Origin of the sequence: Mesorhizobium sp. M00.F.Ca.ET.216.01.1.1 (genome assembly GCF_004010325.2) — a bacterium.
Lineage (GTDB): Bacteria > Pseudomonadota > Alphaproteobacteria > Rhizobiales > Rhizobiaceae > Mesorhizobium.
In genome coordinates this window covers 176,271-187,531 of sequence record NZ_SADR02000010.1, presented here as the reverse complement: position 1 = coordinate 187,531, position 11,261 = coordinate 176,271, and the positions used below count along the sequence as shown (strand labels likewise).

At 62.9% G+C, this 11,261-nt stretch carries 10 protein-coding genes; 9 read left to right on the top strand and 1 reads right to left on the bottom strand.

Annotated elements, in window-relative coordinates; all coding sequences use genetic code 11:
* The first annotated feature begins 3 nt into the window (after positions 1–3).
* From nuoN to EN859_RS15435, 9 genes are all read left to right on the top strand, one after another.
* The gene (gene nuoN, locus EN859_RS15475; protein ID WP_127853756.1) at positions 4–1,437 is read left to right on the top strand and encodes an NADH-quinone oxidoreductase subunit NuoN; all 1,434 of its coding nucleotides are present in this window, start codon (positions 4–6) and stop codon (positions 1,435–1,437) included.
* Between the two features lie 3 nt (positions 1,438–1,440).
* Positions 1,441–2,262 carry a biotin--[acetyl-CoA-carboxylase] ligase gene (locus EN859_RS15470; protein WP_127853755.1) on the top strand — a complete coding sequence of 274 codons (822 nt, stop codon included), beginning with the start codon at positions 1,441–1,443 and terminating at the stop codon, positions 2,260–2,262.
* 30 nt (positions 2,263–2,292) lie between these two features.
* The gene (locus EN859_RS15465; protein WP_127853754.1) at positions 2,293–3,963 is read left to right on the top strand and encodes a ribonuclease J; all 1,671 of its coding nucleotides are present in this window, start codon (positions 2,293–2,295) and stop codon (positions 3,961–3,963) included.
* Between the two features lie 18 nt (positions 3,964–3,981).
* Positions 3,982–4,386, top strand: coding sequence for a methylmalonyl-CoA epimerase (gene mce, locus EN859_RS15460; RefSeq protein WP_127853753.1), 405 nt, complete (start codon positions 3,982–3,984; stop codon positions 4,384–4,386).
* Positions 4,383–4,667 (top strand): DUF1467 family protein, encoded by a 285-nt coding sequence (locus EN859_RS15455; protein WP_127853752.1) that lies wholly within the window; start codon positions 4,383–4,385, stop codon positions 4,665–4,667. The genes mce and EN859_RS15455 overlap by 4 nt, the downstream gene beginning before the upstream one ends.
* 624 nt (positions 4,668–5,291) lie before the next feature.
* The gene (gene proS, locus EN859_RS15450; RefSeq protein WP_127853751.1) at positions 5,292–6,623 is read left to right on the top strand and encodes a proline--tRNA ligase; all 1,332 of its coding nucleotides are present in this window, start codon (positions 5,292–5,294) and stop codon (positions 6,621–6,623) included.
* Positions 6,616–7,902 (top strand): lipoprotein-releasing ABC transporter permease subunit, encoded by a 1,287-nt coding sequence (locus EN859_RS15445; RefSeq protein WP_127853750.1) that lies wholly within the window; start codon positions 6,616–6,618, stop codon positions 7,900–7,902. The genes proS and EN859_RS15445 overlap by 8 nt, the downstream gene beginning before the upstream one ends.
* Positions 7,899–8,582 carry an ABC transporter ATP-binding protein gene (locus EN859_RS15440; protein ID WP_189501992.1) on the top strand — a complete coding sequence of 228 codons (684 nt, stop codon included), beginning with the start codon at positions 7,899–7,901 and terminating at the stop codon, positions 8,580–8,582. The genes EN859_RS15445 and EN859_RS15440 overlap by 4 nt, the downstream gene beginning before the upstream one ends.
* Positions 8,583–9,099: 517 nt before the next feature.
* Positions 9,100–10,350: a site-2 protease family protein gene (locus tag EN859_RS15435; RefSeq protein ID WP_127853748.1), complete on the top strand. Its 1,251-nt coding sequence runs from the start codon at positions 9,100–9,102 to the stop codon at positions 10,348–10,350.
* Positions 10,351–10,469: 119 nt separating this feature from the next.
* On the opposite strand, the gene lipB is transcribed toward EN859_RS15435, so the two are convergent.
* On the bottom strand, positions 10,470–11,213 hold the full coding sequence (gene lipB, locus EN859_RS15430) for a lipoyl(octanoyl) transferase LipB (RefSeq protein ID WP_127853747.1): 744 nt from the start codon (positions 11,211–11,213) through the stop codon (positions 10,470–10,472).
* Positions 11,214–11,261: the final 48 nt, after the last annotated feature.

Below are 11,261 nucleotides of genomic sequence, written 5' to 3'. Positions count from 1 at the left end.
ACCATGACGCCTGACCTTCTCTCCAGCCTGTCGCTCTCGACACCAGAGCTGATCCTTGCCATCGGCGCTTTGGCGCTGTTGATGCTGGGCGCCTATTCGCGCGAAAGCCGCAACGTCACGGTGACCGGTCTAGCCGTCGCCATACTGGTGATTGCCGGCATCTGGATGGTCTCTTCCAGCGGGCAGGGCACCGCCTACGGCAGTGCCTTCATCCAGGATCCCTTCGCCCACTTCATGAAGATGCTGGCGCTGATCGGGTCGGCGGTGACGCTGGTCATGTCGGTGCGCTTCGCCAGGGTGGAGCATTTCGACAAGTTCGAGTATCCGGTGCTGATCCTGCTCTGCACGCTCGGCATGATGCTGATGATCTCGGCCAATGGCATGATCGGGCTCTATCTCGGCCTCGAACTGCAATCGTTGGCGATCTACGTGCTGGCGGCGATCAACCGCGACAATCTGCGCTCGACCGAGGCGGGGTTGAAGTATTTCGTGCTCGGCGCGCTGTCGTCGGGCATGCTGCTCTACGGCATCTCGCTGATCTATGGCTACACCGGCAACACTGGTTTCCAGGAGATCGCAACGGCGCTGGGCAGCGAACGGCAGCTTGGCCTGGTTTTTGGGCTGGTCTTCGTGCTGGCCGGCCTCGCCTTCAAGATATCGGCGGTGCCGTTCCATATGTGGACGCCGGACGTCTATGAAGGCGCGCCAACCCCGGTAACGGCCTTCCTGGCGGCGGCGCCGAAGATGGCGGCGATGGCGCTGATGGTGCGCGTTACCATGGGCGCGTTCAAGCCGATTGCTTCCGACTGGCAGCAGATCATCGTCTTCATTTCGATCGCCTCGATGGTGCTCGGCGCCTTCGCCGCCATCGGCCAGACCAACATCAAGCGGCTGATGGCGTATTCCTCGATCGGCCATATGGGCTATGCGTTGGTCGGTCTCGCCGCCAACAGCCAGGCCGGCGTGCGCGGCGTCGCCATCTACATGCTGATCTATCTGGTGATGACGCTCGGCACCTTCGCCTTCATCCTCGCCATGCGGCGCAAGGAGGGCAATGTCGAGCAAATCAGCGATCTCGCCGGCCTGTCGTCGACCAATCCGATCATGGCGACGATCCTGACCATCCTGATGTTCTCGCTGGCCGGCATCCCGCCGCTCGCCGGCTTCTGGGGGAAGTGGTACGTGTTCCTCGCCGCCATCAACGCCAACCTCTACGCGCTGGCGATCATCGGCGTGCTGGCCTCGGTGGTGGGCGCCTACTATTATCTGCGCATCATCAAGATCATGTGGTTCGACGAACCGGTCGGCGGCTTCTTGCCGATGGCGAGCGAACTGCGTCTTGTGCTTGGCGTATCCGGTGCCTTCGTGCTGTTTTATGTGCTGATCGGCGGACCGATCGGCACCTACGCCGAAGCCGCCGCGAAGACATTTTTCTAAGGTATGGCATTTCGGCTGGCTCCAACCGCAGCGTCGGAAGGGTTCCGGCTCGAAGCCCACGACACGATCGGCTCCACCAATGCGCTGGCACTGGACCATGCGCGGGCGGGCGATCCGGGAAAGCTCTGGGTCGTTTCTAAAAAGCAGGAGAGCGGACGCGGCCGGCGCGGCCGAGTCTGGGCAACACCCGAGGGCAATCTGGCGGCGACGCTGCTCGTCATCACCAATGCCGAGCTTCGGCTTGCCGCGACGCTGGGCTTCGTTGCCGGACTGGCACTGGCCGATGCGCTCGACGCCGTCGTGCCGAAGGGCAAGATCTCGATCGGCCTCGACGGCGGCAGCGCGGGAAAGAACCGTTTCGAGTTGAAATGGCCGAACGACGTGCTCGTCTCCGGCGCCAAGCTTGCCGGAATCTTGCTGGAATCGGCGATACTCGAAGGCGGCCGCTTCGCAGTGGCGGTCGGCATCGGCGTCAATGTTGTGGCTTATCCCGAGGATTTGCCTTATCCGGCAACGTCACTGCGTGCGCTGGGCGCTGCTTGCGATGCCGAGACATTGTTTCTGGCACTGTCGGATGCCTGGAGCGAGAACGCCCGGTTGTGGAACGAAGGGCGCGGGCTTGGAGCCGTCAGGCGGCGCTGGCTGGCGCGTGCGGCGGGGCTAGGCGGGCAGGTTGCTGTCAGAATTGACGGTAATGTGGTGCGCGGCACCTTCGAGACCATTGACGAGGACTGCCGTTTCGTGATCCGCGACGATGACGGTTTGGTTCTGAAAATCGCCGCCGGCGATGTGCATTTCGGCGCGGTCGCGTCCGCCGGGATTTGACCGGCTCGGCCGACTGGGAAAGGGAAGATCATGGCGAAAGCGGAAAACGCCGAACTCGTCTTCGTGCCGCTCGGCGGCGTCGGCGAGATCGGCATGAACTTCGCCCTCTATGGCTACGGGCCGGCGAATGCGCGCGAGTGGATCGTCGTCGATGTCGGCGTGACCTTTCCCGATGCGGCGTATCCGGGCGTCGACCTGATCTTGCCCGACACGCGCTTCATCGAGGAGAACCTCGCCAATCTGCGCGGCATTGTCATCACCCATGCGCATGAAGACCATTACGGCGCGCTGCACGACATCTGGCCGAAGCTCAAGGCGCCGGTCTGGATGACGCCGTTCGGCGCCGGATTGTTGGAAGCCAAGCGGCAGGGCGAGCAAGGGGCGCCGAAAATCCCGATGACGATCTACCGGGCCGGCGAGACGTTCAGCGTCGGCCCGTTCGAGATCGAGGCCATCCCTGTCGCGCATTCGATCCCCGAACCGGTGTCGCTGGCGATCACCTCGGCGGCCGGTACCGTCATCCATACCGGCGACTGGAAGATCGACCCGGCGCCGACGATCGGGCCGAAGACCGACGAGGCGCGCTTCCGGGCCTATGGCGACAAGGGCGTATTGGCGCTGATCTGCGATTCGACCAATGCGCTGAGGGAAGGCGAGTCGCCGTCGGAAGTAGCTGTGGGCGAGGGTCTCAAGGGCGTCATCCAGAACGCCAAGGGCCGCGTCGCCGTCACCACATTCTCCTCCAATGTCGGGCGCATCGTTTCCATTGCCAAGGCGGCGCGGAATGCCGGCCGGCAGTGCCTGGTGCTTGGCCGCTCGTTGAAGCGCGTCATCGATGTGGCAGGCGAGCTCGGCTATATGGACGGGCTGCCGGAATTCATCGCCGAGGAGGATTATGGTTTCATACCGCGTGAAAATCTCGTCATCATCTGCACCGGCAGCCAGGGCGAGCCACTTGCGGCGCTTGCCAAGCTGTCGCGCGACGAGATGAAATCGGTGGCGCTGACAGCCGGCGACACTGTGGTGTTTTCCTCGCGCACCATCCCCGGTAACGAGAAGGCGATCCTCGAGATCAAGAACCGGCTGATCGATCTCGGCATGAAGATCATCGAGGATGGCGACGCGCTGGTGCATGTCTCCGGCCATCCGCGGCGCAGCGAATTGCGCAAGATGTACGAATGGGTGCGCCCACAGATCGGCGTTCCGGTGCACGGCGAGGCGGCGCATCTGGTGGCGCAGGGGTCGCTGATGTCGGTGTCCGGCATCGGCCAGGTGGCGCAGGTCCGCGATGGCGACATGCTGCGGCTTTATCCCGGCGCAGCGACGATCATCGACCAGGTGCCGTTCGGCCGCATCTTCAAGGACGGCAGGCTGATCGGCAGCGACCAAGCGATGGGCATTCGCGACCGTCGCAAGCTGTCCTTTGCCGGCCATGTCGCGGTCAATGTCGTGCTCGATGACAAGTACGAACTTGCCGGCGATCCGGATCTTGTGGCCGTCGGCGTCGCCGAGGTCGATGCCAGCGGCGAGACCCTGGAAGACCTGATGATCGATGCGGCAATCGGCGCGGTGGACTCCATCCCCCGTCAACGCCGAAAAGACCTGGACCTCGTGCAGGAGGCGGTGCGCCGCGCCGTGCGTGGCGCCGCCAATGAAGCGTGGGGCAAGAAGCCGTTGGTGACGGTGTTCGTCACCAGGTAGGGTTTCGAAGGACAGGACATGCTTGGACGCCTGAACCATGTTGCGCTTGCCGTGCCGGATCTGGCCGCAGCGACGGCGGCCTATCGCGATACGCTCGGCGCCCGGGTGACTGCGCAGCAGGCGCTGCCGGAGCATGGCGTGACGGTGGTGTTCATCGATGTCGGCAACACCAGGATCGAACTGCTGGAGCCGCTGGGCGAAGGCTCGCCGATTACGGCATTCCTCGAGAAGAACCCTTCGGGCGGCATGCATCATGTCTGCTATGAGGTCGACGACATCCTGGCGGCGCGGGACAGGCTCAAGGCCAGCGGCGCACGCGTGCTGGGCGACGGCAACCCCAGGACCGGTGCGCATGGCAAGCCGGTGCTGTTCCTGCATCCCAAGGACTTCTTCGGCACGCTGGTCGAACTGGAGCAAGCATGAGTTGGGTGTCGTTCATTGCCCTATTCTTCGCCACATGGTGGGTCGTGCTGTTTGCCGTCCTGCCGTTCAGCATGAGGACGCAGGACGAGGATGAGGATGTGACGCTGGGCACGGTTCCGAGTGCGCCGCGCGGACCGCATATGCTGCGCGCGGTGCTGCGGACGACGATCGCCACGATGGTCCTTCTCGGCATCTTTTACGGAATTACCAGGGGGCTGGGTCTCGGCATCGACGACATCCCGCACATCGTGCCGGATTTCAACCAGAGCCCGGGGCATTAGCACTGCGCCCAATGCCATTCTGACACCCTGAACGTCAGCGCTGGTCCTGCCGCACGGCTGTCGGACACGTTGTGCTGACGTCGCGTAATGTAGTTTGGCAATCTGTCGTGCTAACCAGATGATTGCACAAAAAAAAATGCAAGGCACGAGGCCTTGCAATTTAAACGCGTCCGATCTGTTTCCGGTGTCCGGCGGCAGCGAGTAACCGCGCCTAGATCGCATCCTCCCAAGACTTTGACCGCGTAGGAGAGCAGATTTTTCTCTACCCTCTCGGTTATCGAGGCACACTAGCCTAAGGCGGATGAAAATGTCACGCAGAATTTTGCACCGAAACAGGCAATATCGTGCTGCAGTGCACAATAGTACGGCAGGGGTTGCCTGTGAAACGATCAACGCTGCGCGTACGGCACTTCTGCGGCTTAGAGCGCCGCGCGTCCTTGGACGCGCAAAGGACGCTCAAACGCTTTGAATCCACGCATCGTGCTTTCCGAAAATCGATTTCCGATTTTCGGGCGATGCGGCAGGTCGGGTTTCCATTCTGTCATGAAATGGCTATGAAGCCGGGGCAAGCAAGCCAGCGCCATGCCGATTCCGGTGTGGCAATCCTCTCTCACGGATCAGTCCATGCGTTTGTCGCGCTATTTCCTGCCTATCCTCAAAGAAAACCCGCGTGAGGCCGAGATTGTGTCGCACAGGCTGATGCTGCGCGCCGGGATGATCCGCCAGCAGGGGCAAGGCAGCTTTTCCTGGCTGCCGCTCGGCAAAAGAGTGCTGGACAAGGTCTGCCGGATCGTTCGCGAGGAACAGGACCGGGCAGGGGCGCTCGAAATCCTGATGCCGACAATACAGTCCGCCGAGCTGTGGCGCGAAAGCGGCCGCTATGACGACTACGGCAAAGAGATGCTGCGCATCAAGGACCGGCAGGACCGCGATATGCTCTACGGGCCGACCAACGAGGAGGTGGTCACCGAGATTTTCCGCGCCTATGTGAAGTCCTACAAGGATTTGCCGCTCAACCTCTATCACATCCAGTGGAAGTTCCGCGACGAGGTGCGGCCGCGCTTTGGCGTTATGCGCAGCCGAGAGTTTCTGATGAAGGATGCCTATTCCTTCGACCTCGACTTTGAAGGCGCCAAGGCAGCCTACAACCGCATGTTCGTGTCCTATCTCAGGACGTTCACACGCATGGGGCTGCAGGCGATCCCGATGCGGGCCGACACCGGACCGATCGGCGGCGACCTCAGCCACGAATTCATCATCCTGGCCGACACTGGCGAGAGCCAGGTCTATTGCCATCGCGACTATCTTTCGCTGGCCGTGCCCGGGGCAGACACCGACTTCACCAATGACGCCGAGATCGGCGGCATCGTCAAGAAATGGACGACGCCCTACGCCGCCACCGACGAGATGCATGACGAGGCTGCCTGGGAAAAGGTCGCCGATGGCGACCGGGTCTCGGCGCGCGGCATCGAAGTCGGCCACATCTTCCATTTTGGCGACAAATATTCGAAGCCGATGGGCGCCAAGGTGACCGGGCCCGACGGCAAGGATCATTTCGTCTCGGGCGGCTCCTACGGCATCGGCCCGACCCGGCTGGTCGCGGCGATCATCGAGGCCAGCCATGATGACAACGGCATCATCTGGCCGGAGGCGGTGGCGCCGTTCGACATCGGCCTGATCAACATGAAGGCCGGCGACGCCGAATGCGACCGCGTCTGCGGCGAACTTCATGCGGCATTTGTCGCCGCCGGCAAAGAGGTGCTCTACGACGACACCGACCAGCGGCCGGGCGGCAAGTTCGCCACCGCCGACCTGATCGGCCTGCCGTGGCAGGTGATCGTCGGGCCGCGCGGCGTGGCGACAGGCGAGGTCGAGATCAAGAACCGCAAGACCGGCGAGCGCGAGACGCTGCCGATCGCAGACATGAAAAAGCGCTTCGGTGTTGCCCATGAATGAGGCGGCAGCAGCGAAGCCCTCGGTCGCCGGTCCGTTTTCCATGTTCGAACGCATGGTCGCGTGGCGCTATCTGCGCTCGCGGCGCAAGGAGACGGTGATCTCGGTCATCGCCTCGATCTCCTTCCTCGGCATCATGCTGGGTGTTGCCACGCTGATCGTCGTCATGGCGGTCATGAACGGGTTTCGCGCCGAACTTTTGACCCGCATCCTCGGCGTCAACGGCCATCTGATCGTGCAGCCGCTGGATTCGCCGCTGGAGGACTATGCGCAGGTCGCCAGCCGCATCAACGGCGTGCCCGGCGTCAAATACGCCATTCCGCTGATCGACGGGCAGGTGCTGGCGCAAGGCAATGTCGGCGGCGGCACCGGGGCGCTGGTGCGCGGCATACGCGGCGAGGATCTCGGCAAGATCTCGATCATCGCCGGGAACATCAAGCAGGGCTCGATTGTCGGCTTCGATACCGGCGAGGGCGTCGCCATCGGCAAGCGCATGGCCGAGAATCTCGGCCTTGTGCTCGGCGACACCATCACGCTGATCTCGCCGGAAGGCGATATCAGCCCGCTCGGCACGACGCCGCGGATGAAGGGCTATCCGGTCACGGCGATCTTCGAGGTCGGCATGTCCGAATATGACAGCTCCATCGTCTACATGCCATTTTCGGAAGCGCAGCTCTATTTCAACATGGACGGCCGGGCGCAGACGATCGAGATCTATGTCGACAATCCCGATAATGTCGACGCGCTGAAGCCGAAGGTCGAGGAGGCGGCGCAGCGGCCGATCGACATGGTCGACTGGCGCCAGCGCAACGAGACATTTTTCTCCGCCCTGCAAGTCGAGCGCAACGTCATGTTCATGATCCTGACGCTGATCGTACTGGTGGCGGCGCTCAACATCATCTCCGGTCTGGTCATGCTGGTGAAGGACAAAGGCCATGACATCGCCATCCTGCGCACCATGGGCGCTTCACGGGGCGCCATCCTGCGCATCTTCCTGATGACAGGAGCGGCGATCGGCGTGGTAGGCACTCTGGCCGGCGTTGTCCTCGGCGTCATAATCTGCCTGAACGTCGAGCACATCCGCCAGTTCTTCTCCTGGCTTGCCAACGAAAGGCTGTTCAACCCCGAGCTTTATTTCCTGAGCGAGTTGCCTGCCCGGATGGACGCCAGCGAGACGATTTCGGTGGTTCTCATGGCGCTGGCTCTGTCGTTCCTGGCCACGCTGTTTCCTGCGTGGCGCGCGGCCAGGCTCGATCCGGTCGAAGCGCTGAGGTACGAGTGATGGCCGAGGCCATTATCGAGTTGAAGAGCGTCGAGCGGCATTATGTCCAGGGACCGCGCAAGCTCACCATTCTCAACGGTGCCGATTTTTCGCTCAGGCGCGGCGAGATGGTGGCGCTGGTGGCGCCTTCAGGCACCGGCAAGTCGACACTGCTGCACACCGCCGGGCTGCTGGAGCGGCCCGACGCTGGCGATGTGATCCTGGCTGGCCGTGCCTGCGGCCGGCTTTCCGACGAGGAGCGCACGGCGATCCGCCGCAACGATGTCGGTTTCGTCTACCAGTTCCATCATCTGCTGCCGGAGTTCTCGGCGCTGGAAAACATCATGATGCCGCAGCTGATAAAAGGGCTGGCGCGCAAGGAGGCTGCCGAGCGGGCAGCGCAACTGCTCGACTATATGCAGATCGGCAAGCGCGCGCATCATCGCCCATCCGAACTGTCCGGCGGCGAGCAGCAGCGTGTCGCTATCGCGCGCGCCGTGGCCAATGCACCGCTGGTGCTGCTGGCCGACGAGCCGACCGGCAACCTTGACCCGGTCACCGCCTCCTATGTGTTCGAGGCGCTTGAGGCGCTGGTCAGGCAGTCTGGCCTGGCAGCGCTGATCGCTACCCACAATCACCAGCTGGCCTCGCGCATGGATCGTCGCGTGACTTTGGCCGAGGGCAAGGTTGTTCCGCTGTAGGGCACATCGATATTCAGGTGATGCCGGCCTGCGAACGGTGGTTTCCTGCGCTTCCAGTACTGCACCAAACGTACGCTGCGTTCCGGTTCTCGGAATCCACCATTCTCGGCGCGGCCTGACCTGAATCTCGACGTCCCTAACGGCTGACGGCCTGCACCGCCTGTTCACAGAGAGCAGCCGGTCATTTTTTGCCCCGTCAACCTTTCCTTAACCCTGCCGAATTGAGCGCCCGAAATTTCGGAGCGCGCCCGATGGCGGTCGTTGACATTCGAACAAAATTAGAACAAAATACGAACATAGCAACAACAGGAGAGAGTTATGACCGATCTTGTTCAGGATGTCGTGTCGCTGGTGTGCATGAGCGCGTTCCTCGTTTCCATGGCGATCTGGATCGGAGCGATGTGAGGATCGGCGCCCTGCCGCGGCTCTCTTTCGGCAGCCGCGAGGAGATTCTGCCGTTAAGCTTTTCTTGCCGCCGTGGCGCTAGGGTTCCCTGAAACGCAGGGAGTGCTGCCAAGTGTCGCCCATCGTGACGGCCATCCTCGTGGCCTGCAATCTCGGGCTGATTTTTCTGCTGATGACCGTGCCGCTCGGTTTGCGCACGGTCCGGCTCAGCCGGTTGGTGGCGGCGGACCGGCACCGGCTCTGGCAGGCGCTGTGGCCGCTTGGAAGTGATGCCGGTTGGTCGGGCGAGATCCTTTCCGCGAAAGCGATCGACGATCAGGGCACAACCCGGATCAGGCTGTCCTGGGAAGGGCGAGATGGCCAACCGATCGAGCACAAGGTTCGGCTCGAGGATGTGGTGGAAGACAGCCGCTTTTCTATGCGCGTCCTCGACGACACGTCGCTCGACGCTTCCTTCTGGGCCGACTATCGCGAAGCCACTGAGCTCATACCAGAGGGCTCCGCGACGCGGATAATCCTCAGCCGGACCGATCGCTATCGCGGCGTCGCTTTTCTGGTTTTCCGCTGTTTCGCCATGCGGCGTGAGCTCGACAAGCTGGAGATTTGGGTCAGAACCGGACGTTATCGCAAAGGCGGCTGGTTCGAGCACCCGCTCAGCCAGATCGGCTTCGCTGTTCTTTCGGCGTTCATCCTGTGGCCGTTCTTCGGGCTGAACCTTGGCGGGCTGGCACTGGCCGCGATCCTGACGTCGGTGGTGGCCCTGCATGAGCTCGGGCATATGGCGGCGTTCCGGCTGACCGGACATCGCAAGGCGCGGATGATCTTCATCCCGTTGCTCGGCGGCATCGCCATTGGCGGGCGGCCCTATGACAGCCGCTTTGAAGTGGCCTTCGTGGCTCTGATGGGTGCCGGCTTTTCCGCTTTCCTCGTGCCGCTGCTGATTGCCGCCAGCGCGCTTGCGAGCGGCGAAGGGCATGGGCTTGCCGCTGCGCTGCTGGCGACGCTGACCGGCTGTGCCGCATTGTTCAACATCGCCAATCTGGTGCCGGTGTGGAAATTCGACGGCGGCCAGGTGCTGCGCCAGCTTTGCCCGGGTCCGGTTGCGCTGGCATTTGCTTCGTTCTTCCTGCTCTCCGCCTTGCTGGCGCTTGGCTGGCAGGCCGGCTTTTCGTCCGGCTTCCTGCTGGCCGCCGGCGCAATCTTTGCGGCCCTCAGCCTGCTGACCATGGGCAGCGCGGTGAAGCCGCGCCATGAACTGAAGCCGATCCGCACCGTCGACCGGCTCGCCATGGCAGGCGCTCTGCTGGCGGTGTTCGCCATCCACGGTTATGGGGTTTTGTGGGCATCCGCCCGGCTGCTCTGAGCCGCTGTTCTAAATCTCTGTTTTTGCATGTCGTTGTCCAAAACCGCTGCGCACCCTCGGGACAAGCCTTGGGCCAGGCCCGTGGGCAAGCTTTTGGGCGACATGCATTAGACGAGACTTCAGCCGGCCTTGCGGGCCGCTTCGACAGGCGAGGCAGCGGCAGGGCCGAAGACGTCCTCAAACGCGGATTTCAGCGCGAGGTCGAGGTCGTCCATCATCAGGGGAATGCCGAGATCGACAAGGCTGGTGACGCCATGGTCCTGCACGCCGCACGGCACGATGCCGCTGAAATGGCTGAGATCCGGCTCGACATTGATGGCAATGCCATGAAAGCTCACCCAGCGTCTCAGCCTGATGCCGATTGCGGCGATCTTGTCCTCGGCCGGTGATCCATCGGGCAGTGGCGGACGGTCCGGCCGCACCACCCAGACGCCAACGCGGTCCTCGCGGCGCTCACCGCGCACGTTGAAGGCGGCAAGCGTGCCGATGATCCATTGTTCGAGCGCAGCGACGAAGGCACGGACGTCTTCGCGCCGCCGCTTAAGGTCGAGCATTACATAGGCGACCCGCTGGCCCGGTCCGTGATATGTGTATTCGCCGCCACGCCCGGCCGCAAACACCGGGAAACGGTCGGGCTCGATCAGGTCCTCGGTGCGGGCGCTGGTGCCGGTCGTGTAAAGCGGCGGATGCTCGACTAGCCAGACCATTTCCCCGGCGGCGCCACTCCTGATCGCTTCAGCGCGCGCCTCCATCACCGCCAGCGCATCCGGGTAGGCGGTGAGGCCAGGTTCGATTCGCCATTCGACCGGCGCCGAACCGGGCAAGGGTAGGAACGACGTGGCGAACCGGCTGCGTTCTGGCATAGTGTGTCTCGCCTAAAGCGCGTCGCGTTTGAAGGGATTCATACGGCA

Bases quoted from the DNA above. Each gene is read 5' to 3' on its own strand.
- nuoN (WP_127853756.1), top strand. From the start codon at position 4: ATGACGCCTGACCTTCTCTCCAGCCTGTCGCTCTCGACACCAGAGCTG.
- EN859_RS15470 (WP_127853755.1), top strand. From the start codon at position 1,441: ATGGCATTTCGGCTGGCTCCAACCGCAGCGTCGGAAGGGTTCCGGCTC.
- EN859_RS15465 (WP_127853754.1), top strand. From the start codon at position 2,293: ATGGCGAAAGCGGAAAACGCCGAACTCGTCTTCGTGCCGCTCGGCGGC.
- mce (WP_127853753.1), top strand. From the start codon at position 3,982: ATGCTTGGACGCCTGAACCATGTTGCGCTTGCCGTGCCGGATCTGGCC.
- EN859_RS15455 (WP_127853752.1), top strand. From the start codon at position 4,383: ATGAGTTGGGTGTCGTTCATTGCCCTATTCTTCGCCACATGGTGGGTC.
- proS (WP_127853751.1), top strand. From the start codon at position 5,292: ATGCGTTTGTCGCGCTATTTCCTGCCTATCCTCAAAGAAAACCCGCGT.
- EN859_RS15445 (WP_127853750.1), top strand. From the start codon at position 6,616: ATGAATGAGGCGGCAGCAGCGAAGCCCTCGGTCGCCGGTCCGTTTTCC.
- lipB (WP_127853747.1), bottom strand. From the start codon at position 11,213: ATGCCAGAACGCAGCCGGTTCGCCACGTCGTTCCTACCCTTGCCCGGT.